A 21,103-nucleotide genomic window follows, 5' to 3' on the forward strand; every position below is an offset into this window, starting at 1 on the left:
CAGGCAGCGCCCGGCTCTGGGCTCAGATCATAGGGCCCACAGGTGCGCGGGTATAGTCCGACACAGGCTTGTAGCCAATCGGACCAAGCAATAGACCTTTGATCAATGGAACGTCACACGGGTCGAGCTAGACTAAAGCAGTGTCTGTAAGGCGAGCCCTGGCTGACAGCGCGCTTGCCCGAGAGAAGGAGGCACACATGAGCCTGACCCTGGCAATCCTCATGCTGGTAGGTATGTGGCTGAGCGTCGCAGCCGCCATGCTGTGGGGTGTACTGCGTATCGTGCGGCGTCATTCCCATCATCACTCCCTGCCCCCGCAGGGCCTGGCCAAACCTCAAGTTGGGCACAGGGTACGGCGGCAAGTGGAGGCGCATTAAACTCACGCTTTTGTGATGGTCCATTCGCAGGGCCCACCCCTGGCTTCAAGGCCAGCGGTGGGCCTGCGCCTTTTACATCAACCTTCTGCCGCTTCGCGCTTGAGCCGCGCCCGACGGGCCATGATGTTGAGGACCTCGATCAAGGTCGAGAAGGCCATCGCTGCGTACACATACCCTTTCGGTACATGAGCCCCCATGCCTTCGGCGATCAGGGTCATGCCGATCATGATCAGGAAGCCCAGGGCCAGCATCACCACGGTCGGGTTGTCATTGATGAACTTGGCCAGCGGGTCGGCCGCCACCAGCATCACGATCACGGCAGCGATCACGGCAATGATCATGATCGGCAGGTGCTCAGTCATACCCACGGCGGTAATGATGCTGTCGATCGAGAAGACGATATCCAGCAGCAGGATCTGGCCGATGGCTGCGGCAAAGCCCAAGGTGATGGTGGAACCGGCCTTGGACTCTTCCTTGGCACCATGCGGGTCGACGTTCTCGTGGATTTCCTTGGTGGCCTTCCACAGCAGGAACAAGCCACCTGCGATCAGAATCATGTCCTTCCACGAGAAGCTGTGGCCGAACACATCGATCACCGGCTCGGTCAGTTGCACGATCCAGGCCACGGTGCTGAGCAGCGCCAGGCGCATGACCAGGGCCATGCTGATACCAATGCGCCGCGCCTTGGAACGGTATTCCATGGGTAGCTTGTTGGTCAGGATGGAGATGAAGATCAGGTTGTCGATGCCGAGCACGATCTCCATGGCCACCAAGGTGGCGAGGGCGACCCAGGCGGTCGGGCTTGCGGCGAGTTCCAGCAAATATTCCATTTAATCAATCCTGCATCGGGTCTTGGGGTCAGATGTCCTGGGTCTTTTCGTGCTTTTCAGCATCTTTGGGCGGCTGGCCTTCGCTGCCGATGGCATCGCTCAGGGCCTGCTGGGCCGCTTCGTTGGTCTTGTCGATGGCCTGCTTGGCCGACTGGGCGGCTTGGTCGAGCATCTGCTGGGCAGATTTTTCAGCCTGATCGCAGCCGGCCAGGGTGAACAGGGCCAGGGCCAGCACCAAAGGCGTGCCAATGGATTTAAGCTGCAACATGGGTTCCTCGCTTGTCGATATTCCGGCGGCGCGCAACGCGCCTCATGGAGTCGCATTCTAGAGAGGCGAATACATCAGGAAAATTCGTATTTTCAGCGGTTATACTTCGGCTTTTACGAATCGAGAAATACACCGATGCTCAACTATCGCCAGTTGCACTACTTCTGGGCCGTGGCCAAGACCGGCAGCATCGCGCGTGCCAGCGAGCAGTTGAACCTCACCCCGCAGACCATCAGCGGGCAGATCAGCCTGTTCGAGCAGACGTATGGCCTTGAATTGTTCCAGCGGGTCGGTCGGCAGTTGGAGCTGACCGAGACCGGCCGCCAGACGTTGGTGTATGCCGAGCAGATGTTCCAGCTCGGCGGCGAGCTGGAAGCCATGCTGCGCGCCGGCCCGCAAGAGCAGATTCTGTTTCGCGTGGGGGTGGCCGACGTGGTCCCCAAATCCATCGTCTATCGCCTGCTGGCGCCGACCATGGAGCTGGACGAGGTGCTGCGCATCAATTGCCGGGAAGACAAACTCGAGCGGCTGCTGGCGGACCTGGCGATTCAGCGCCTGGACCTGGTCATTTCCGACAGCCCGATGCCCAACCACCTGGATATCAAGGGCTACAGCCAGAAGCTCGGCGAGTGTGGCCTGAGTTTCTTCGCCACCCAGGCGTTGGCGCAACGCCTTGCCGGGCCCTTCCCTGCCTGCCTGGACGATGCACCGCTGTTGATTCCGGGCCAGGAGACCGTGGTGCGTAGCCGTTTGCTGCGCTGGCTGGGGGAACAGCAGGTACAGCCGCGGATCGTTGGCGAGTTCGACGACAGCGCCTTGATGCAGGCGTTTGGCCAATCGGGCAGCGGCATCTTCGTGGCGCCCAGCGTGATCGCCGAGGAAGTATGCCGCCAGTATGGCGTGCAACTGATCGGGCAGACCGAAGCGGTGCATGAGTCGTTCTATGCCATTTCGGTGGAGCGCAAGGTCAAGCACCCAGGGATCGTCGCCATTACCGAGGGGGCGCGACGGGAGTTGTTCCACTGGTGATGTGCTCGCCGCTTCGCGCGTGAACCCTGTAGACCGCGAACCTGCCCGACAAAGGTCTATGGTAAAGTTTCGCCCTTTTTGAACATGCCGGGATATCGCTGCATATGACCCCCTTCTTCCGCCTTCTCAACCGCACCAGCCTGGTGACGCAGATCGTCATCGGCCTGCTGGCCGGCATCGCCCTGGCGCTGCTCGCACCCGACGTCGCCCGCGACCTGGCGTTCCTCGGCAAGGTGTTCGTCAGCGCCCTCAAGGCGGTGGCACCCATTCTGGTGTTCATTCTGGTCATGGCCTCGATCGCCAACCACCGCCACGGCCAGGAAACCCACATACGCCCGATCCTGTGGCTGTACCTGCTGGGCACCTTCTCCGCATCGGTGGTGGCCGTGGTGGCCAGCATGCTGTTCCCATCCCACCTGGTGCTGAGTGCCGGCGATACCACGCTGAGTGCGCCGGGCGGTATCGCCGAGGTCCTGCAGAACCTGCTGCTGAGCGCGGTCGACAACCCGGTCAACGCCTTGCTCAATGCCAACTTCATTGGCGTGCTGACCTGGGCGATTGGCCTGGGCGTGGCGCTGCGCCATGCCGGCGAAACCACCCGCACCGTGGTCGAGGACCTGTCCAACGGGGTTACCTTGATCGTGCGCGTGGTCATCCGTTTCGCGCCCTTGGGCATCTTCGGCCTGGTCAGCGCCACCCTCGCCCAGTCAGGCCTCGAAGCCCTGCTCGGCTACCTGCACCTGCTGGCCGTGCTGATTGGCTGCATGCTGTTCGTGGCCCTGGTGATGAACCCGCTGATCGTGTTCTGGAAGATTCGCCGCAACCCGTACCCGCTGACCCTGCTGTGCCTGCGCGAGAGCGGTATCACGGCGTTCTTCACCCGCAGCTCGGCGGCCAACATCCCGGTCAACCTGGCCCTGTCGGAGCGCCTTGGCCTGCATGAAGACACCTATTCGGTGTCGATCCCGCTGGGCGCGACCATCAACATGGCGGGCGCAGCGATCACCATCACCGTACTGACCCTGGCCGCGGTGCATACCCTGGGTATCCCGGTCGACCTGCCGACTGCCGTGCTGCTCAGCGTGGTGGCGGCTGTCTGTGCGTGCGGTGCCTCGGGCGTGGCAGGTGGTTCGCTGTTGTTGATCCCGCTGGCGTGCAGCCTGTTCGGCATCCCCAGCGAGATTGCCATGCAAGTGGTTGCGGTGGGCTTCATCATTGGTGTGCTGCAGGACTCGGCGGAGACTGCGCTGAATTCGTCGACCGACGTGCTGTTCACGGCGGCGGCGTGCCAGGCTGAGGAGCGACGCGGGGCGTGAGGCTGTCGGGGCCGTGTTGCGGCCCCAATTGCCTTAATCAACGGCTTTACCTACGCTAGTGGCCTTTTCCTCGCAATGAGACAGGGCCATGTCCGAACACGAAACCGTAGGTGAAGGCCGTTTCAACAGCACCGAGATCCGCATTCTCGGCTCGCTGATCGAAAAGCAGGCCACCAGCCCGGAAAGCTACCCACTGACCCTCAATGCCCTGGTCCTGGCCTGCAACCAGAAGACCAGCCGGGAACCGGTGATGAACCTCACCCAAGGCCAGGTCGGCCAGGCCCTGCGGGCGCTCGAAGGCCAAGGCATGACCCGCTTGCAGATGGGCAGCCGCGCCGACCGCTGGGAGCAGCGGGTGGACAAGGCCCTGGAATTGGTGCCGGCGCAACTGGTGCTGATGGGCCTGATGTTCTTGCGCGGCCCGCAAACCCTCAACGAGTTGCTCAGCCGCAGCAACCGCCTGCATGAATTCGATGACACCGAGCAGATCCAGCACCAGCTGGAACGCCTGATTTCAAGGGACCTTGCCCTGCACCTGCCGCGCCAGGCAGGCCAGCGCGAAGACCGCTACACCCATGCATTGGGCGACCCGGCAGAAATCGAAGCGATCATGGCCGCACGCCAACAGGAAGGCGGTGCCCGCAGCAGCGGTGGCAGTGTTTCGGAAGAGCGCATGGAGGCCTTGGAAGCCCGGATTGCAGCGCTGGAGGCGCGCCTGGCCGAACTCGAAGGCTGAGCCATTAGTGCTCGGGGTCGGGGAAATTGCGACAGCTCTTGCGCTCGGCCAGCTCCCGCTCACTGGGGCGCTGGTCGACGAACACGGTGCGGCCGTCGGCGTAGATTTCCAGGTAGCCCCAGTGCAGGTCCTGCTCTTTCTGCCCGGGCTTGGGTGGCACTAGCCACCAGGGTTCGCGGCTGATCAGGGTCATGGTGAGGTTCCTGAGGGTGTCTGGGGTAATGATAGACACCCTCAGGCTGCTGCTGACTTACGCCGGGGCCGAAGCCCGAATCAGGTGGTCGAAGGCCGCCAGCGAAGCCTTGGCGCCCTCACCCACCGCAATGACGATCTGTTTGTACGGCACGGTGGTCACATCACCCGCGGCAAACACGCCGGGGATGTTGGTCGCGCCCTTGGCATCGACAATGATCTCGCCACGCGGCGACAGTTCGACGGTGCCTTTGAGCCAGTCGGTATTGGGCAACAGGCCGATCTGCACGAAGATGCCTTCCAGCGCCAGGTCATGCAGCTCATCGCTGGCGCGATCCCTGTAGCGCAACCCCGTCACCTTCTCACCATCGCCGACCACTTCGGTGGTCAGTGCGCGGGTGATCACCTTGACGTTCGGCAGGCTGTGCAGCTTGCGTTGCAACACGGCGTCGGCACGCAACTGGCTGTCGAACTCGATCAGGGTCACCTGGGCGACGATGCCCGCCAAATCGATGGCCGCTTCCACGCCCGAGTTGCCGCCGCCGATCACCGCCACACGCTTGCCCTTGAACAGTGGGCCATCACAGTGCGGGCAGTAAGCCACGCCCCGGGCACGGTATTGCTGCTCGCCCGGCACGTTCATTTCGCGCCAGCGTGCACCGGTGGCCAGGATCACGGTCTTGGCCTTGAGCGACGCACCGCCCGCCAGACGCACTTCGTGCAGGCCGCCATCGGTGGCCGGGATCAGCGCTTCACCGCGCTGCAGGTTCATGATGTCGACGTCGTACTGCTTGACGTGTTCTTCCAGCGCAGTGGCCAGTTTCGGCCCTTCGGTTTCCTGCACCGAGATAAAGTTCTCGATGGCCAGGGTGTCGAGCACCTGGCCGCCGAAACGCTCGGCGGCAACACCGGTACGGATACCTTTACGCGCGGCATAGATCGCGGCCGCAGCGCCGGCCGGGCCACCGCCGACGATCAATACATCGAAAGCGTCCTTGGCGTTGATCTTTTCGGCCTGGCGGCTGCCGGCACTGGTGTCGATCTTGCCCAGAATCTCTTCCAGGCCCATGCGGCCCTGGCCGAACACTTCACCGTTCAGGTAGATGCTCGGTACCGCCATGACTTTGCGCGATTCGACTTCGTCCTGGAACAGCGCGCCGTCGATGGCCACGTGGCGCACGTTGGGGTTGAGCACCGCCATCAGGTTCAGCGCCTGGACCACGTCCGGGCAGTTCTGGCACGACAGCGAGAAGTAGGTTTCAAAGGTGAATTCGCCTTGCAGCCCTTGGATCTGCTCGATCACTTCGGCGCTGGCCTTGGACGGGTGGCCACCGACTTGCAGCAGCGCCAGCACCAGGGAGGTGAATTCATGGCCCATGGGGATGCCGGCGAAACGCAGGCTGATGTCAGCCCCAGGGCGATTGAGCGAGAACGATGGTCGACGAGCGTCGGTCCCGTCCGCGCGCAGGGTAATCAGGTTCGACAGGCCGGCGATTTCCACCAGCAGGTCGTGCAATTCGCGGGATTTCGCGCCGTCGTCGAGGGAAGCAACGATCTCGATCGGCTGGGTGACCCGCTCCAGGTAGGTTTTCAGTTGCGATTTAAGCGTGGCGTCCAACATACGGGCGATTCCTTTTTCAATCTGCAGATACAAAAACGCCCAGGCAACAGCGCCCGGGCGTTTGGCGGGGCGGTAAGTACTTCAGCTTTGGCGGCTGCTTACCGCCCTCGACTGGCGCATAACGTCTATTCGTTCGTGAAGTGCCGAACGGCGATGAGTTTCAACGCAGCATGATCGTCGCGCAGGCACTTATCGGACGACGATCAGATCTTGCCGACCAGGTCCAGGGATGGCGCCAGGGTAGCTTCGCCTTCTTTCCACTTGGCCGGGCAGACTTCGCCTGGGTGGGCAGCGACGTACTGGGCAGCCTTGACCTTGCGCAGCAGTTCGCTGGCATCACGGCCTACACCACCGTCGTTAATTTCGACGATCTTGATCTGGCCTTCCGGGTTGATCACGAAGGTACCGCGATCGGCCAGGCCGGCTTCTTCGATCAGCACGTCGAAGTTGCGCGAGATGACGTGGGTCGGGTCACCGATCAGCGGGTACTTGATCTTGCCGATGGTTTCCGAGGTGTCGTGCCAGGCTTTGTGGGTGAAGTGGGTGTCGGTGGACACGCCGTAGATTTCCACGCCGAGCTTCTGGAACTCTGCGTAGTTGTCAGCAAGGTCACCCAGCTCGGTCGGGCAAACGAAGGTGAAGTCGGCCGGGTAGAAGAACACGACAGACCACTTGCCTTTCAGGTCGGCTTCGCTTACCTGAACGAATTCGCCGTTGTGGAAGGCGGTGGCGTTGAACGGTTTGACCTGGCTGTTGATGATAGGCATGAGAGACGCTCCTTCATGGGGTTGAAATCAGTTGACGGAGAGAATCCTAACCGCTGGCCCCCAGAAAGGCTCATTGGCAAACCTGATGCTGGCGATTGGTTTTGGCTATAACCAGGGTCTATTAATAGAAGAGATAGCGCTGAGCGGCGGTTGCTTTGTGTAGGAGCGGCCTTGCGTCGCGATGGGCTGCGAAGCGGCCCCAGGATTTCGGCGTCGAAACACAGATCCTGGGGCCGCTTCGCAGCCCATCGCGACGCAAGGCCGCTCCTACAAAGGCCGGAGGTGCTTTTAGCGGGTAACGGTGCGCATCGTCACGAATTCTTCAGCCGCGGTCGGGTGCACGCCGATGGTCTCGTCAAACTGCTGCTTGGTCGCGCCCGCCTTCAGCGCAATCCCCAGGCCCTGCACGATCTCGCCGGCATCCGGCCCGACCATGTGGCAGCCCAGCACCTTGTCGGTCTCGGCATCGACCACCAGCTTCATCAGGGTCTTTTCCTGGATGTCGGTCAAGGTCAGCTTCATGGCCCGGAAACGGCTCTCGAAGATCTGCACCTTATGGCCGGCCTCCAGCGCCTGTTCCTCGGTGAGGCCAACGGTACCGATCGGCGGCTGGCTGAACACCGCAGTGGGGATGTTCTGGTAGTCCACCGGGCGGTACTGTTCGGGCTTGAACAAGCGCCGCGCAACGGCCATGCCTTCGGCCAGCGCCACTGGGGTGAGCTGCACGCGACCGATCACATCGCCAATGGCCAGAATCGACGGCGCGGTGGTCTGGTACTGCTCATCGACGCGAATGTAGCCCCGTGCATCCAGCTCGACGCCCGTGTTCTCCAGGCCCAAATTGTCGAGCATCGGCCGCCGCCCAGTGGCGTAGAACACGCAGTCGGCAACCAGCTCGCGGCCATCCTTGAGGGTGGCCTTGAGGCTGCCGTCGTCCAGCTGGTCGATGCGCTGGATATCCGCGTTGAACTGCAGATCGAGGCCGCGTTTTTCCAGCTCTTCCTTCAAGTGCGTGCGCACCGAACCGTCAAACCCGCGCAGGAACAGATCGCCCCGGTACAGCAAGCTGGTATCGGCCCCCAGGCCCTGGAAGATGCCGGCAAACTCGACGGCGATGTAGCCACCGCCCACCACCAGCACGCGGCGCGGCAACGCCTTGAGGTAGAACGCTTCGTTGGAGGTGATGGCCAGTTCCTTGCCAGGGATGTCCGGCACCTGCGGCCAGCCGCCGGTGGCGATGAGGATGTGCTCGGCGGTATAGCGCTGGCCGTCGACTTCCACCTCGTTGGCGCCAGTCAGGCGTGCATGGCCCTGCAACAGGGTCACCCCGCTGTTGACCAGCAGGTTGCGGTAGATACCGTTGAGGCGCTCGATTTCCCGGTTTTTGTTGGCAATCAGGGTGCCCCAGTCGAAATGCCCTTCTTCCAGGGTCCAGCCGAAGCCTGCGGCCTGTTCCAGCTCGTCGGCGACATGCGCGCCATACACCAGCAGTTTTTTCGGCACACAGCCGACGTTGACGCAGGTACCGCCCAGGTAGCGGCTTTCGGCTACCGCCACCTTCGCGCCGAAGCCCGCGGCAAAACGCGCTGCGCGCACACCGCCGGACCCGGCACCAATCACGAACAGATCAAAATCGTAGGCCATTTATTCAGTCTCCTAGGCTGGCACCCAGCATACCGCCGTTGGCCGCCGCAAACAAAAAAGCCACCCCGAGGGGTGGCTTGCAGACCAGCGGGGGCTTATCAGTAAGCCTTGCCAGTTTTGTAGTAGTTCTCGAAGCAGAAGTTGGTCGCGTCGATGTAGCCTTCGGCGCCACCGCAGTCGAAACGCTTGCCCTTGAACTTGTAGGCAATCACGCAGCCATCTTTGGCCTGTTGCAGCAGGGCGTCAGTGATCTGGATTTCGCCACCTTTGCCAGGCTCGGTGTTGGCGATGATATCGAAGATGTCCGGGGTCAGGATGTAGCGGCCGATGATCGCCAGGTTCGAAGGCGCGTCTTCCGGTGCAGGCTTTTCGACCATGTTGGTGACACGGTAGATGTCGTCGCGGATCATCTCACCGGCGATTACGCCGTACTTGTTGGTTTCCTGCGGGTCGACTTCCTGGATGGCGACGATCGAGCAGCGGTACTGCTTGAACAGTTTGACCATCTGGGTCAGTACACCGTCACCTTCCGGGTTGACGCACAGGTCGTCAGCCAGCACCACCGCGAACGGTTCGTCACCGATCAACGGGCGGCCGGTGAGGATCGCGTGGCCCAGGCCCTTCATCTCGGTCTGACGGGTGTAGGAGAAGGAGCACTCGTTAAGCAGACGACGGATACCGACCAGGTACTTTTCCTTGTCGGTGCCCTTGATCTGGTTTTCCAGCTCGTAGCTGATGTCGAAGTGGTCTTCCAGGGCACGCTTGCCACGGCCGGTCACAATGGAGATCTCGTTCAGGCCGGCATCCAGCGCTTCTTCAACGCCATACTGGATCAGTGGCTTGTTGACCACCGGCAGCATTTCCTTGGGCATGGCTTTGGTAGCGGGCAGGAAGCGGGTGCCGTAACCGGCGGCCGGGAACAAGCATTTCTTGATCATATACGTCCTTAAACAAAGGCTAGGCCTGTGGAATTCGGCGCAGTCTAATCAGGCGGCAGTCACCTTACAATGCCCCACCTGAGGCCGACCGATGCCATGATAGAGATAACCCAGTGTAGATAGTTCCAAGGGATCGTAAATATTGCGCCCATCAAATAGCACTGGCATACGCATAAGCCCCCGCACACGCACGAAATCCGGCTGCCGAAACTGCTTCCATTCGGTCACCAGCACCAGGGCGTCTGCGCCCTCGGCACAGGCGTAAGGGTCTTCGCTCAGGCGCAACTGACCGCTGGCCACGGCCTGCGGATAACGCCCCTGCATGCCGCCAAGTGCCACCGGGTCGCAGGCCTGTACCCGGGCCCCCGCCGCAAGCAACGCATCGATCAGCACCAAGCTGGGCGCCTCGCGAAGGTCGTCAGTGCCCGGTTTGAAGGCCAGCCCCCAGAGCGCGACGCTACGCCCACGCATGAAGCCGCCAAAGTGCTGGTGCAGCGCCTTGAACAGCAAGGTCTTCTGTTCGTCGTTGCGTGCCTGCACCGCCTGCAGAATCGCGGCCTGGTAGCCCTGCTGCTCGGCAGTGCGAAGCAGGGCCCGGACATCCTTGGGGAAGCACGAACCGCCGTAGCCACACCCGGCATAGATAAAATGGCTACCGATGCGCCGATCACTGCCGATGCCCCGGCGCACCTGCTCGATGTCCACATCCAGCTGTGCGCAAAGCCCCGCCAGCTCATTGATGAAGGAAACCTTGGTGGCCAGAAAGGCGTTGGCGGCGTATTTGCTGAACTCGGCGGCGCGGGGCGCCATCAACAGAATGCGTTCGCAGTTACGCACAAAGGGTGCATACAGCCGCTGCAGGCACTGGCCGGCCACCGCACTGTCGCTGCCGATGATGATGCGGTCGGGGCGCATGAAGTCATCGATGGCGCTGCCCTCCTTGAGAAACTCGGGGTTGCTCGCCACCTCGACAGCAAAGCCTGCGCCACGCGCGCGCAAACCGACTGCAATGTGCCGGGCCACCCGCTCTGCAGTACCTACCGGTACTGTCGACTTGTTCACCACCAGGCTTGGGCGTGTCAGGTGGCACCCCAGGCTGTCGGCAACGCCCAGCACATGCTGCAGATCGGCCGAACCGTCCTCCTGGCTGGGCGTGCCCACGGCGATAAACACCACCTCGGCACTGGCCAGCGCCTGCTGCCAATCATCGCTGAACAGCAGGCGGCCCGCCTGCATGCCGCTGTGCAAGAGTGCCGGCAGGCCTGGCTCGTGGATCGGGCACTGGCCCTGGCGCAACTGCATCAAGCGCTGCGGATCACGTTCCAGGCAGGTCACCCGGTTGCCCATTTCGGCAAAACAGGCCGCCGTTACCAAGCCGACATACCCAGCCCCGATCACACAGAGTTCCATGGCCGCGCTCCTTGAGGATGATGGCGGTCATTGCAACCCGAAGGTGGTTGCAGGGCGGTGACGGGCAGATGACAAAAGAAGGCGGCCGGCGCAGCAAACCCGTCAGCTACCCGTTCCCTGCCCGATCAACACCCCCTCGACTTGCTGGCCATACAGGTTCACCCCGTCATTGGCATGAAACTTCAGCCGCGTCTTCTCCACAGACCCCTCCACCAAGCGCGGGTCCTGCGGCCGTTCGTGGCGGTTGATCCACGCCGCCACATCCCAGGCCTGTTGATCGCTCAAGCTGCCCGGTTTGCCCAGTGGCATGTTGTACTTGATGAAGGACGCTGCCGTGTTGATCCGGTGCATACCGGCCCCCCAGTTGTAGGAGTCCTTGCCCCACAGCGGCGGCATCACGTACTCACCGGCCACCTTCTGCCCTTCGCCGTTGTCACCATGGCAAATCGCACATTGCTCACGGTAAACCTGCTGGCCGCGCTTGAAGTCGTAGCCACCCTGGGGTTGCGCCACGTCCGGATAGCCGCGACCCGCGATCTCGACGCCTGTGGGTGCCTTGGTCGACAACCAGTAGGCATACACCGACAGCGCCGTCATCTGCGGGCTGTCCGCCGCCGGTGGCTTGCCGTTCATGCTGAACTGGAAACACCCCTGGATGCGCTCGGCATAGGTGTTGACCTTGTCGTTTTTCTTGCGATAGGCCGGGTACATCGGGTACGCGCCCCACATCGGCGCGGAGTGTGCCAGCCGTCCCTGGTCGAGGTGGCAGTTGCTGCAGTTCAAACCGTTACCCACGGCTTCCGGCATCTTGCGTCGGGTATCGACAAACAAGGCATGGCCCTCGCGGACCATCTTGCCAAAGGCATTGTCCGGCAACTCGCTTTCGGCGGGCGGCACGAACTGCGGCGCGGCCTGCACGCCTGGCACCTTCAACTGCGACTGGTCTTCCATGGCGATCGGGGCGGCCTGGGCACTGCCCATGGCCAACAGCAGCGCGGCGGGAATCAAGGGCTTCATGGCGTGACCTCCAGGCTGGCGGGGCGGGCGAAGAACTCGGCAATGGCCTTGACCTCGTCATCGGTCATCGCCTTGGCCACGCCCACCATCAGTTGGTTGGGGTCATTGCTGCGGCTGCCGTCGCGCCAGGCATTGAGCTGCGCCATCAAGTAAGCCGCAGGCTGGCCTGCCAAGGGCGGAAAATGCTCACCTACCCCACTGCCACCAGGGCCGTGGCATTGCACACAACCGGGTATCTGTCGCCCCCAATCACCGTACAGGGCCATGCGCGTGGTGGGGTCATCGGCAATCTGCTGGCGGCGCAGGTCAGCCGCAGGCTCGGCCGGTAGGCTGGCCAGGTACGCGCTGACCGCCTTGATCTCGTCTTCGCTCAAAGCCTTGGCGAGCGGTTCCATGACCGGCTGCTTGCGCGTGCCATCACGCCAGTCGTGCAACTGTTTGCTCAGGTAGCCGGCGGGTAACCCGGCCAAACGGGGGAACCCGGCGGCGGCAATGCCCTTGCCGTCTGGCCCATGGCAACCTAGGCAGGCCATGGCGGCGGGGTTCGCCCCGCCCTGGGTGAAGATTTTCTGGCCATCGGCGGCATGCGCCGTGGGCCAGGCCAGGATCAGCAAGCTGCCGATCACGACTCGACTCAACGGTGTCATCACGAATCTCCATTTCTTTTGTTATAAGCTTAGGCTTAAAAAACATAAGCAAATGGATACTAGACCCGTAAGGCAAATCGCAACACCACCAGACTCGCCAAGCGAGGGTTATTGGCTTTTTAACCGCGAATCAATTGCGCCAGATCAATGGCCAGAAATGCACTGCGTCGTCGCCGTACGCACGTCGCCCAGGCGCAGCGGGAAGTTGTTCAACCGCTCACGCAGTTTGATGCTGCTGCCGCTGCCACGCTTGTCGATATCGACCAACGCCGCAGGCCCGGCCCCGGACGTGAGCTTCTGCGGCACGATCAGGCGCAGGCCGTCGCCTCGCGGCTCCTCGACCAACGGATCACGGGTATCGGCCAGCTTCTGCTTGATGCAATCTGCGTATTCACGCGGCGTCTTGCCAGAGATCACATCCATTGTTTCGCGCGATTGTTCAAGCTCCGAAACGCTGACACAGCCACCCAGCGTCAGGGACAACGCCGCTACCATCCATTTCATTTGCAGCACCTCTGCCTTTCAAGAATCCCGTTCGACCACCGCCGGGCTGTTTTGCTCCCTGCTTTGGCAGATTTATCTACGCCTGGCCAACAGGCGCGGCAGTGTAACGCTACATCGTGGTATCTTTCGCCTTTGCAGATCCAAACCTTGCGGAGCATCACATGAAATTCGTACACCAGCGCGAGCACCTGAACGAAGACGATATCGTCGTCATCGAGTGCTCCCAGCGCTGCAACATCCGCCTGATGAACGACGCCAACTTCCGCAGTTTCAAAAATGGCGGCCGGCACACCTACCACGGGGGTGCTTTTGACCAGTTCCCGGCAAAGATCACCGTGCCAAGTACCGGTTTCTGGAACATCACCCTCGATACCGTGACCACTCGCCCGATCTCGGTAACGCGCAAACCGACCTTGACCCACAAGATCAAGATCATCCGTCGCTCGTCGTCGAAACTCAGATAAGACCGCCATGACCCAGACCATCAAGTACGTCATCAAATACAAACTCGACGGCGAGCGCCGCTTTGAATTCGCGTTCATGCCCGAGGCTTCCGTGGAGCAGGCGCTGCAAGCGCTGCAAAAGATCCACGGCGACGATGCCGTGAAGATCAGCGACATCCAGGTCAGCAAGGCCCTGTAAACGCCCTACGTGCACTGCCGTACCGATCACGCTGCCCGCAAGGAGAATCGCATGAGCCAGTGGCCTGACCGTCGCATCCTCGATCTGCTGGGCATCGAGCTGCCCATTCTCCAGGCGCCGATGGCCGGTGCGACCGGCTCGGCCATGGCCATTGCCGTGGGCGCTGCGGGCGGCCTCGGTGCGCTGCCCTGCGCCATGCTCACCGCCGCGCAGATCGCTGAAGAGATCGAGGCATTTCGCGCCGCCTGCCCTGGGCGCCCGCTGAACCTGAACTTCTTCTGCCACCAGCCACCGCTGCACGATGCCGAGCGCGATGCGCGCTGGAAGCAGGCATTGAAGCCTTACTACAGCGAAGTGGGTGCCGACTTCGAGGCCCCCACCCCGGCCTCCAACCGTGCGCCTTTCGATGAGCAAAGCTGCCAACTGGTCGAGCGACTGCACCCTGAAGTGGTGAGTTTCCATTTCGGCCTGCCCGCGCCGCAGTTGCTGCAGAGGGTCAAGGCAACCGGCGCCAAGGTGCTGTCCAGCGCCACCACGGTGGCAGAAGCGGTGTGGCTGGAGCGCCACGGCTGCGACGCGATCATCGCCATGGGCTATGAAGCCGGCGGCCATCGTGGCATGTTCCTCAGCGAAGACATCACCAGCCAGATTGGCACCTTCGCCCTGGTGCCGCAGATTGCCGATGCGGTCAAGGTGCCGGTGATTGCAGCCGGCGGCATCGGCGACCACCGCGGCCTGGTCGCGGCCCTGGCCCTCGGCGCGTCGGCCGTGCAGATCGGCACGGCCTACCTGTTCTGCCCTGAGGCCAAGGTTTCTGCCGCTCACCGCCACGCTCTGGACACCGCGCCGGCCAGCGAAACCGCACTGACCAATCTGTTCACCGGCCGCCCGGCGCGGGGCATCATCAATCGCGTCATGCGCGAACTGGGGCCGATGAGCGAGCTGGCACCGCGCTTTCCGCTGGCGGGTGGCGCGCTGATGCCGCTGCGCGCAATCACCGACCCCCAGGGCAACAGCGACTTCAGCAACCTCTGGTCAGGCCAGGCGCTGCGCCTGGGCAGGCACCTGCCGGCAGGTGAGCTGACCCGGGATATCGCCGACAAGGCCCTGCAACAAATCGGGCGCTGAACCCGGTTTGCGAACGTCTATAACACAGTTGCCCTCAGGCCCTTCCCGGCCAATGGCGTATCGCTATATAGTTAACGCTATAACGATAATCCCAAGGAGCTGTCTTCATGCGAATCCGCCCACTGCACCTGGCTGCCACTGCCCTGGCCAGCCTGATCTGCCTCAACACTGCCTGGGCCGACGAGGTTCAGGTCGCGGTCGCAGCTAACTTCACAGCACCGATCCAGGCCATCGCCAAGGACTTCGAGAAAGACACCGGCCACAAGCTGGTTGCAGCCTACGGTGCCACCGGGCAGTTCTACGCACAAATCAAGAACGGTGCGCCGTTCGAAGTGTTCCTCGCCGCCGATGACAGCACCCCAGCCAAGCTCGAGCAAGAAAACGAAATCGTACCCGGTTCGCGTTTCACCTACGCCATCGGCACCCTGGCCCTGTGGTCGGCGAAGGTAGGTTACGTGGACGCCAAAGGTGAAGTGCTGAAAAAGAACGCCTACAAGCACCTGTCCATCGCCAACCCTAAAGCCGCCCCTTACGGCCTGGCCGCGACGCAGGTGCTGGACAAACTGAACCTGGCCGAGGCCACCAAGGGCAAGATCGTCGAAGGCCAGAACATCACCCAGGCCTTCCAGTTCGTATCCACCGGCAATGCCGAGCTGGGCTTCGTTGCCCTGTCGCAGATCTACAAGGACGGCAAGGTAACCAGCGGCTCGGCCTGGATCGTGCCGTCCGCGCTGCACGACCCCATCCGCCAGGACGCCGTGATCCTCAACAAGGGCAAAGACAATGCCGCCGCCAAGGCGCTGGTCGAGTACCTGAAGGGCCCGAAAGCCGCAGCGGTGATCAAGTCCTACGGTTATGAAATCTGATGCCACTGGACGCCAGTGACCTGGGGGCAATCTGGCTGACCGTCAAACTGGCCAGCTTGACCACCCTGATTCTGCTGGTCCTCGGTACGCCCATCGCCTGGTGGCTGGCGCGCACGCGTTCGTGGTTACGCGGGCCGGTGGGCGCCGTGGTGGCGTTGCCGCTGGTGCTGCCACCGACGGTGATCGGCTTTTACCTGCTGATCGCCCTCGGCCCGCACGGTTGGCTTGGCCAGGCTACCCAGGCACTAGGCCTGGGTAGCGTGGTGTTCAGCTTCACGGGGTTGGTGATTGGCTCGGTGATCTATTCCATGCCGTTCGTGGTGCAGCCGCTGCAAAATGCCTTTGGCGCTATCGGCCAACGGCCACTGGAAGTGGCAGCCACCCTGCGCGCCAGCCCCTGGGACACCTTCGTTCATGTGGTACTGCCGCTGGCCCGCCCCGGCTTCGTCACCGCGAGCATCCTGGGTTTCGCCCATACCGTGGGTGAGTTTGGCGTGGTGCTGATGATTGGCGGCAACATCCCCGACAAGACCCGCGTGGTCTCGGTGCAGATCTTCGATCACGTCGAGGCTATGGAATATTCGCAAGCCCACTGGCTGGCCGGTGCCATGCTGGTGTTTTCGTTCCTGGTGCTGCTATTGCTATACGCTGGGCGCCGCGGCAAAGCTGGCTGGAGCTGAAATGACTGGATCGATTGTGGCGCGCCTGGAGTTGGCGCGCGACGACTTTACCCTGGATGTCGACCTGCTGCTGCCAGGGCGCGGTATCAGCGCGCTGTTCGGCCACTCCGGCTCGGGCAAGACGTCATGCCTGCGCTGCCTGGCGGGGCTGGAGCGGGCTGCCAGCGCGTATATCGAGATCAACGGCGAGGTTTGGGAAGACAGCGCGAGCGGCTATTTCCAGGCGCCGCATCTGCGACCGGTGGGCTACGTATTCCAGGAAGCCAGCCTGTTCCCGCACCTGTCGGTACGCAGCAACCTGGAGTTCGGCTGGCGGCGAATTGCGCCGGGCGAGCGCAAGGTCAGCCTTGATCAGGCCTGCCAACTGTTGGGCATCGGCCACCTGCTGGCACGCCGCCCGGCCACCTTGTCCGGCGGCGAGGCCCAGCGCGTCGGCATTGCCCGTGCGCTGCTCAGCAGCCCACGGCTGTTGCTGATGGACGAGCCACTGGCGGCCCTCGACGGGCCGCGCAAGCGCGAGATCCTGCCGTACCTGGAGCGCCTGCATGACGAGCTGGAAATCCCGCTGGTGTATGTCAGCCACGCCCAGGACGAAGTGGCGCGGCTGGCAGACCACCTGGTGTTGCTGGAGCAAGGCCAGGCCGTGGCCAGCGGCCCGATCGGCGAAACGCTGGCGCGCCTCGACCTTTCATTGGCCCAGGGCGAGGACGCCGGGGTGGTGTTCGAAGGCCTGGTGGTCGGTCATGACCCTCATTACGATTTGCTCGACCTACGCCTGCCCGGCAGTAGCGCGCCACTCTTGCGCATCGCCCACCCTGCGCATGTCATGGGCAGTACCCTGCGGGTCAAGGTTCAGGCCCGCGATGTAAGCCTGGCCCTGGCCGCAGACAGCGCCTCGAGCATCCTCAATCGGTTGCCGGTGCGGGTGCGTGAAAGCCGCCCGGCAGACAACCCGGCCCATGTCCTGGTCAGCCTGGATGCCGGCGGCAATGCCTTGCTGGCGCGTATCACTCGCTATTCGGCAGACCAGTTGGGCCTGCACCCAGGCCAGGCACTGTTTGCCCAGATCAAGTCGGTGGCATTGTTGGGCTGAGCAACCACCACGCGGCCGTTGTCCATTGATCAGTGACCTGATCGAGGCCTGCCGCCAATGCTCGACTGCCCCCTGCCCCGCACCTTGCATTACGTTGACGACAGCCAACCGGGCCTGAGCCGGCGGCGCTGGCGCGACCGCTTCATCTACTTTGATGCCGAGGGCCAACGGGTGCGCGACGCCGACACCCTCGCGCGCATCGCCGCGCTGGTGATTCCGCCGGCGTACAGCGAAGTGTGGATCTGCGCCGACCCGCAGGGTCACCTGCAAGCTACTGGCCGCGACGCCCGTGGCCGCAAGCAGTACCGCTACCATGAGCAATGGCGCGAACTGCGTGACCAGCACAAATACGGGCGCATGCTGGCCTTTGCTCAGGCACTGCCGAAACTGCGCCTGCAACTGGAAACGCACCTGGCCCGCCCGGGCCTGGACCGGGAAAAGGTCATGGCACTGGTGGTGAGCCTGCTGGACCACACCCTGATCCGCATCGGCAACCAGCGATACCTGCGCGACAACCAGTCATACGGGCTGACCACGCTGCGCAACCGCCACGTCAAGGTGCAAGGCGGCAGCATCCGCTTCCAGTTCCGCGGCAAGCGCGGCGTCGAGCACGACGTCACCTTGCATGACCGGCGCCTGGCAAACCTGCTCAAGCGTTGCATGGAGCTGCCGGGCCAGGCGCTGTTCCAGTACCTGGACGAAGACGGCCAACGCCGCAGCGTCGGCTCCAGCGAGATCAACCAGTTTTTGCAGGAACTCACTGGCGCCGATTTCACTGCCAAGGACTACCGCACCTGGGCCGGCAGCAGCCTGGCGCTGGACCTGCTCAGGCCGCTGGCATGGGAGCCGGAAAGCGAAGCGAAGCGCCAGGTCGCGGCCATCGTCAAACAGGTCGCCACACGCCTGGGCAACACCCCGGCGGTGTGCCGACGCTGCTACATCCACCCGGCGGTGCTGGAACACTTTGCCCTCGGGCGGCTGGCCAGTTTGCCGCGCAAGCGTAACCGCAAGGGCCTGGACCCGGAGGAAGTCGCGTTGCTGTTATTTCTTCAGGCACTAGAGGAACAGTACGATCATTGACACTGTCTATTTAGGCCATGATGCAGAGAAATTTCCCATACGGGCTGAACCCCCCTATTCTTGCCACCGAGCACCTTCGCCGACAATCCGCTTGCGGTAACTATCGGCGCCTGCAACTGAAGACACGCAACAGAATTTGTCTGTCGGGGAATTCCTATCCGCCGAAAGCGTCTTTAATGAGAAGGAAGAGGGACTGGCTCCCACCGCCGCGGCAAATAGCCCGACGGATTTCAACATTACCAAGGAGAACTACATGCTGATACTCACCCGTAAGGTTGGCGAAAGCATCGTCATCAACGATGACATCAAAGTCACCATTCTGGGCGTCAAAGGGATGCAGGTGAGGATTGGTATCGACGCACCGAAAGATGTCCAGGTGCACCGCGAAGAGATCTTCAAGCGTATCCAGGCTGGCAGCCCGGCCCCGGAAAAACACGACGACTCGCACTGAGCGACCCCACCTCAAGCCGCACGGACGCGCTTGATCGACGGTGCCTCAGGTGCCCAGCAGTTCGCGCACCTTGGCGATCATCCTGTCCATATCGAAGGGTTTGTCGAATACCGCGGCGAACAGTTCCGGGCACCCGTGGTTGGCCTGGCTAACCTGGCCGCCGCTCATCAAGATGACCGGCAGGTCGCTCAGGTGCAGCTCATCGCGCATCGAGCGCACCAGCTCTTCGCCATTGAGCAGGGGCATCATGTAGTCGGTGATCACCAGCTCGACGCGTTTTTCCTTGAGCGCTTCCAGGGCCTTGAGGCCATTGCTCGCCTTCTCCACCAGATAACCTTCATCCTCAAGGGCGAAGCCGAGGATGTCGGCGATCAGGTATTCGTCATCGACGATCAGAATGGTGTTCATCAGAGGGCCCGTCACCCGCTCCCCTGCGGCACAGGGGCCCCAGAGAGCACGCCGCTGGCGCCCTCGAAGGCCTTGCGCAAGGTGATGCCCTGGGGGCCGAGCAGCAGCTCGTGCAACGCAGGGTCATGGTGGCTGTCACGCACCTTGAGGATCGACAGCATGCGCCGCAGCTGCGACTGCAGCTCGACGAAGCGCATCAGCATCAGGTTGTCGACGATGCTCGACAGGTCCGCTATCGGCGCAGTGATTTCCGAACCGAAGATGTCACGCATTTCCCAGGTCAACAGCACACTGACTTCACGTGCTCGCAGCTCAGCAGTCAAGGCGCGGAAAAACGCGTTGAGCCGCGTCGGGTCGATCGCCAGACGGCTGAAGGCACCCAGGCTGTCGATCACCACACGCTTGCTGCCTTGCGCCTCGACACGTTCAAGCAAGCGCGCGCCAACCTGGTCCAGCAAACCCTCCGTGGTGGGCTGCCAGCACAACTGCAGGGCACCTTCGCGCTCAAGTGCGGCAAAATCGTAGCCCAGCGACGCCGCTTTGAGGCGCAAGCGTTCGGGCGTTTCGTAGAAACCGAAGTGCACCCCTGGCGCCCGCTCGGTACATGCGCCCAGAAATGCCAGGCCCAGGGACGTCTTGCCGATACCGGAAGGCCCCATCAACAGGCTGACCGAGCCAGCGGCCAGCCCGCCACCGCACATTTCATCCAGGCTCATGATGCCTGAAGAGACCCGGCTCAGCGTGGCGTTGCCCTTCTGACTGAGGTGACCGAGCAGCGACTCCAGTCGCGGAAACACATGCATGCCCGCTTCGTCGATCAGGCATTCGTGACGGCCCGACAAGGCTGCGCTGCCACGCGTCTTGCGCAACTGAATGTGGCGTACGGCACGGCTGCCGACCAGTTGCTCGCCCAGCTCGATCACCCCATCGACCATCGTGTGTTCCGGGCTGCCTTCGTCCAGCCGTGCACTGGTCAACAGCAACACGGTGCAGCCGGCAAAAGCTGCGTGGCCTTGCAGTTCCGAGACGAATTTTTTCGTGTCCAGGTGCGTCTGCGCACGCACGCGGGCATTGAGCACACCGTCCACGATGAGTAGGCTGGCCTGCTGGCGCCCGATCTCCTGGCGCAGCAACTTGACCACGGCATCGAGCCCTTCCTGCTCGAGGGCGTCGAAGGCACTGACGAACTGGATCTGGTCGCCAACCAGGCTCGGGTCGAAAAATTCAAGGGTACCCAGGTACTGGAACAGCCGCTCGTGGGATTCACTGAGCAACGTCGCCACCAGCACCCTGCCGCCAGTCTGCACGTGGTGACAGGCCAACTGATTGGCGAGAATGGTTTTACCCGCGCCGGGTGGGCCTTGAATGATGTACGACGCCCCCGCCACCAGCCCCCCCCTGAGCAGCGCATCGAGCCCTTCGATCCCCGTCACCAGCCGCTTGAGTGCCTGTGCCATGG

25 protein-coding genes are annotated in these 21,103 nt (G+C 62.6%); 12 read left to right on the forward strand and 13 right to left on the reverse strand.

The genetic code is table 11. The features are described 5' to 3' along the window. Positions 1–197: 197 nt before the first annotated feature. Positions 198–377: a hypothetical protein gene (locus HU770_RS13045; protein ID WP_033696866.1), complete on the forward strand. Its 180-nt coding sequence runs from the start codon at positions 198–200 to the stop codon at positions 375–377. Between the two features lie 77 nt (positions 378–454). Here HU770_RS13045 and HU770_RS13050 read toward each other — a convergent pair whose 3' ends face one another. Both HU770_RS13050 and HU770_RS13055 read right to left on the reverse strand, forming a co-directional pair. Then, positions 455–1,207, reverse strand: coding sequence for a TerC family protein (locus HU770_RS13050; protein ID WP_033696865.1), 753 nt, complete (start codon positions 1,205–1,207; stop codon positions 455–457). 28 nt (positions 1,208–1,235) lie between these two features. Beyond that, a complete protein-coding gene (locus HU770_RS13055) occupies positions 1,236–1,475 on the reverse strand; it encodes a hypothetical protein (protein WP_033696863.1) in 240 nt (79 codons plus the stop codon). A 135-nt stretch (positions 1,476–1,610) separates the two neighbouring features. Between HU770_RS13055 and nhaR the strand changes: the two genes are divergently transcribed. From nhaR to HU770_RS13070, 3 genes are all read left to right on the forward strand, one after another. Beyond that, complete coding sequence (gene nhaR / locus HU770_RS13060) at positions 1,611–2,504, forward strand: transcriptional activator NhaR (protein ID WP_033696862.1); 894 nt, start codon at positions 1,611–1,613, stop codon at positions 2,502–2,504. A gap of 104 nt (positions 2,505–2,608) precedes the next feature. Beyond that, a complete protein-coding gene (gene sstT, locus HU770_RS13065; RefSeq protein ID WP_186663833.1) occupies positions 2,609–3,820 on the forward strand; it encodes a serine/threonine transporter SstT in 1,212 nt (403 codons plus the stop codon). Positions 3,821–3,908: 88 nt separating this feature from the next. Then, positions 3,909–4,556, forward strand: coding sequence for a DUF480 domain-containing protein (locus HU770_RS13070; RefSeq protein WP_033696859.1), 648 nt, complete (start codon positions 3,909–3,911; stop codon positions 4,554–4,556). 4 nt (positions 4,557–4,560) lie between these two features. On the opposite strand, the gene HU770_RS13075 is transcribed toward HU770_RS13070, so the two are convergent. The 9 genes from HU770_RS13075 to HU770_RS13115 form a co-directional block, all read right to left on the reverse strand. Continuing rightward, the gene (locus tag HU770_RS13075) at positions 4,561–4,749 is read right to left on the reverse strand and encodes a hypothetical protein (protein WP_186659889.1); all 189 of its coding nucleotides are present in this window, start codon (positions 4,747–4,749) and stop codon (positions 4,561–4,563) included. 57 nt (positions 4,750–4,806) lie between these two features. After that, positions 4,807–6,369, reverse strand: a complete 1,563-nt coding sequence (gene ahpF, locus HU770_RS13080; protein WP_186663834.1) for an alkyl hydroperoxide reductase subunit F — start codon at positions 6,367–6,369, stop codon at positions 4,807–4,809. Positions 6,370–6,572: 203 nt separating this feature from the next. Next, a complete protein-coding gene (ahpC, locus tag HU770_RS13085; protein ID WP_033696855.1) occupies positions 6,573–7,136 on the reverse strand; it encodes an alkyl hydroperoxide reductase subunit C in 564 nt (187 codons plus the stop codon). A gap of 288 nt (positions 7,137–7,424) precedes the next feature. Further along, complete coding sequence (gorA, locus tag HU770_RS13090; protein ID WP_047581926.1) at positions 7,425–8,780, reverse strand: glutathione-disulfide reductase; 1,356 nt, start codon at positions 8,778–8,780, stop codon at positions 7,425–7,427. 98 nt (positions 8,781–8,878) lie between these two features. Then, positions 8,879–9,718: a UTP--glucose-1-phosphate uridylyltransferase GalU gene (gene galU / locus HU770_RS13095; RefSeq protein WP_033696852.1), complete on the reverse strand. Its 840-nt coding sequence runs from the start codon at positions 9,716–9,718 to the stop codon at positions 8,879–8,881. Positions 9,719–9,766: 48 nt separating this feature from the next. After that, complete coding sequence (locus HU770_RS13100) at positions 9,767–11,128, reverse strand: UDP-glucose/GDP-mannose dehydrogenase family protein (RefSeq protein ID WP_186663835.1); 1,362 nt, start codon at positions 11,126–11,128, stop codon at positions 9,767–9,769. Positions 11,129–11,230: 102 nt separating this feature from the next. Next, positions 11,231–12,145: a c-type cytochrome gene (locus tag HU770_RS13105; protein ID WP_033696850.1), complete on the reverse strand. Its 915-nt coding sequence runs from the start codon at positions 12,143–12,145 to the stop codon at positions 11,231–11,233. After that, entirely contained in the window at positions 12,142–12,792 is a 651-nt protein-coding gene (locus HU770_RS13110) for a c-type cytochrome (protein ID WP_186660059.1), read from the reverse strand. Before HU770_RS13110 ends, HU770_RS13105 begins: the two co-directional genes overlap by 4 nt. 144 nt (positions 12,793–12,936) lie before the next feature. Then, positions 12,937–13,296, reverse strand: coding sequence for a hypothetical protein (locus tag HU770_RS13115; RefSeq protein ID WP_033696847.1), 360 nt, complete (start codon positions 13,294–13,296; stop codon positions 12,937–12,939). A 161-nt stretch (positions 13,297–13,457) separates the two neighbouring features. Here HU770_RS13115 and HU770_RS13120 point away from each other — a divergent pair, with 161 nt between their 5' ends. From HU770_RS13120 to csrA, 8 genes are all read left to right on the forward strand, one after another. Further along, positions 13,458–13,760 (forward strand): DUF1883 domain-containing protein, encoded by a 303-nt coding sequence (locus HU770_RS13120; protein ID WP_033696846.1) that lies wholly within the window; start codon positions 13,458–13,460, stop codon positions 13,758–13,760. 7 nt (positions 13,761–13,767) lie between these two features. Further along, the gene (locus HU770_RS13125) at positions 13,768–13,938 is read left to right on the forward strand and encodes a hypothetical protein (RefSeq protein WP_077068364.1); all 171 of its coding nucleotides are present in this window, start codon (positions 13,768–13,770) and stop codon (positions 13,936–13,938) included. 51 nt (positions 13,939–13,989) lie between these two features. Further along, positions 13,990–15,066 (forward strand): nitronate monooxygenase family protein, encoded by a 1,077-nt coding sequence (locus tag HU770_RS13130; RefSeq protein WP_186663836.1) that lies wholly within the window; start codon positions 13,990–13,992, stop codon positions 15,064–15,066. Between the two features lie 107 nt (positions 15,067–15,173). After that, positions 15,174–15,932, forward strand: a complete 759-nt coding sequence (gene modA / locus HU770_RS13135; RefSeq protein ID WP_186660064.1) for a molybdate ABC transporter substrate-binding protein — start codon at positions 15,174–15,176, stop codon at positions 15,930–15,932. Continuing rightward, positions 15,932–16,612: a molybdate ABC transporter permease subunit gene (gene modB / locus HU770_RS13140; protein ID WP_033696842.1), complete on the forward strand. Its 681-nt coding sequence runs from the start codon at positions 15,932–15,934 to the stop codon at positions 16,610–16,612. The genes modA and modB overlap by 1 nt, the downstream gene beginning before the upstream one ends. Position 16,613: 1 nt before the next feature. After that, positions 16,614–17,705 (forward strand): molybdenum ABC transporter ATP-binding protein, encoded by a 1,092-nt coding sequence (modC, locus tag HU770_RS13145; protein ID WP_033696840.1) that lies wholly within the window; start codon positions 16,614–16,616, stop codon positions 17,703–17,705. 57 nt (positions 17,706–17,762) lie between these two features. Then, positions 17,763–18,785 (forward strand): DNA topoisomerase IB, encoded by a 1,023-nt coding sequence (locus HU770_RS13150; RefSeq protein ID WP_186660079.1) that lies wholly within the window; start codon positions 17,763–17,765, stop codon positions 18,783–18,785. 253 nt (positions 18,786–19,038) lie between these two features. Next, a complete protein-coding gene (gene csrA / locus HU770_RS13155) occupies positions 19,039–19,236 on the forward strand; it encodes a carbon storage regulator CsrA (protein WP_004375914.1) in 198 nt (65 codons plus the stop codon). A 45-nt stretch (positions 19,237–19,281) separates the two neighbouring features. Here csrA and HU770_RS13160 read toward each other — a convergent pair whose 3' ends face one another. Further along, a complete protein-coding gene (locus HU770_RS13160) occupies positions 19,282–19,644 on the reverse strand; it encodes a response regulator (RefSeq protein ID WP_186663837.1) in 363 nt (120 codons plus the stop codon). Positions 19,645–19,655: 11 nt separating this feature from the next. After that, on the reverse strand, positions 19,656–21,101 hold the full coding sequence (locus HU770_RS13165) for an ATPase domain-containing protein (protein WP_186663838.1): 1,446 nt from the start codon (positions 21,099–21,101) through the stop codon (positions 19,656–19,658). Positions 21,102–21,103 lie beyond the last annotated feature (2 nt).

This window comes from Pseudomonas sp. SWRI68, from assembly GCF_014269165.1.
GTDB classification, from domain to species: domain Bacteria; phylum Pseudomonadota; class Gammaproteobacteria; order Pseudomonadales; family Pseudomonadaceae; genus Aquipseudomonas; species Aquipseudomonas capeferrum.

Excerpts from the sequence above, each read along its gene's own strand:
- HU770_RS13045 (WP_033696866.1), top strand. The coding sequence starts at position 198 with ATGAGCCTGACCCTGGCAATCCTCATGCTGGTAGGTATGTGGCTGAGC.
- HU770_RS13050 (WP_033696865.1), bottom strand. The coding sequence starts at position 1,207 with ATGGAATATTTGCTGGAACTCGCCGCAAGCCCGACCGCCTGGGTCGCC.
- HU770_RS13055 (WP_033696863.1), bottom strand. The coding sequence starts at position 1,475 with ATGTTGCAGCTTAAATCCATTGGCACGCCTTTGGTGCTGGCCCTGGCC.
- nhaR (WP_033696862.1), top strand. The coding sequence starts at position 1,611 with ATGCTCAACTATCGCCAGTTGCACTACTTCTGGGCCGTGGCCAAGACC.
- sstT (WP_186663833.1), top strand. The coding sequence starts at position 2,609 with ATGACCCCCTTCTTCCGCCTTCTCAACCGCACCAGCCTGGTGACGCAG.
- HU770_RS13070 (WP_033696859.1), top strand. The coding sequence starts at position 3,909 with ATGTCCGAACACGAAACCGTAGGTGAAGGCCGTTTCAACAGCACCGAG.
- HU770_RS13075 (WP_186659889.1), bottom strand. The coding sequence starts at position 4,749 with ATGACCCTGATCAGCCGCGAACCCTGGTGGCTAGTGCCACCCAAGCCC.
- ahpF (WP_186663834.1), bottom strand. The coding sequence starts at position 6,369 with ATGTTGGACGCCACGCTTAAATCGCAACTGAAAACCTACCTGGAGCGG.
- ahpC (WP_033696855.1), bottom strand. The coding sequence starts at position 7,136 with ATGCCTATCATCAACAGCCAGGTCAAACCGTTCAACGCCACCGCCTTC.
- gorA (WP_047581926.1), bottom strand. The coding sequence starts at position 8,780 with ATGGCCTACGATTTTGATCTGTTCGTGATTGGTGCCGGGTCCGGCGGT.
- galU (WP_033696852.1), bottom strand. The coding sequence starts at position 9,718 with ATGATCAAGAAATGCTTGTTCCCGGCCGCCGGTTACGGCACCCGCTTC.
- HU770_RS13100 (WP_186663835.1), bottom strand. The coding sequence starts at position 11,128 with ATGGAACTCTGTGTGATCGGGGCTGGGTATGTCGGCTTGGTAACGGCG.
- HU770_RS13105 (WP_033696850.1), bottom strand. The coding sequence starts at position 12,145 with ATGAAGCCCTTGATTCCCGCCGCGCTGCTGTTGGCCATGGGCAGTGCC.
- HU770_RS13110 (WP_186660059.1), bottom strand. The coding sequence starts at position 12,792 with ATGACACCGTTGAGTCGAGTCGTGATCGGCAGCTTGCTGATCCTGGCC.
- HU770_RS13115 (WP_033696847.1), bottom strand. The coding sequence starts at position 13,296 with ATGAAATGGATGGTAGCGGCGTTGTCCCTGACGCTGGGTGGCTGTGTC.
- HU770_RS13120 (WP_033696846.1), top strand. The coding sequence starts at position 13,458 with ATGAAATTCGTACACCAGCGCGAGCACCTGAACGAAGACGATATCGTC.
- HU770_RS13125 (WP_077068364.1), top strand. The coding sequence starts at position 13,768 with ATGACCCAGACCATCAAGTACGTCATCAAATACAAACTCGACGGCGAG.
- HU770_RS13130 (WP_186663836.1), top strand. The coding sequence starts at position 13,990 with ATGAGCCAGTGGCCTGACCGTCGCATCCTCGATCTGCTGGGCATCGAG.
- modA (WP_186660064.1), top strand. The coding sequence starts at position 15,174 with ATGCGAATCCGCCCACTGCACCTGGCTGCCACTGCCCTGGCCAGCCTG.
- modB (WP_033696842.1), top strand. The coding sequence starts at position 15,932 with ATGCCACTGGACGCCAGTGACCTGGGGGCAATCTGGCTGACCGTCAAA.
- modC (WP_033696840.1), top strand. The coding sequence starts at position 16,614 with ATGACTGGATCGATTGTGGCGCGCCTGGAGTTGGCGCGCGACGACTTT.
- HU770_RS13150 (WP_186660079.1), top strand. The coding sequence starts at position 17,763 with ATGCTCGACTGCCCCCTGCCCCGCACCTTGCATTACGTTGACGACAGC.
- csrA (WP_004375914.1), top strand. The coding sequence starts at position 19,039 with ATGCTGATACTCACCCGTAAGGTTGGCGAAAGCATCGTCATCAACGAT.
- HU770_RS13160 (WP_186663837.1), bottom strand. The coding sequence starts at position 19,644 with ATGAACACCATTCTGATCGTCGATGACGAATACCTGATCGCCGACATC.
- HU770_RS13165 (WP_186663838.1), bottom strand. The coding sequence starts at position 21,101 with ATGGCACAGGCACTCAAGCGGCTGGTGACGGGGATCGAAGGGCTCGAT.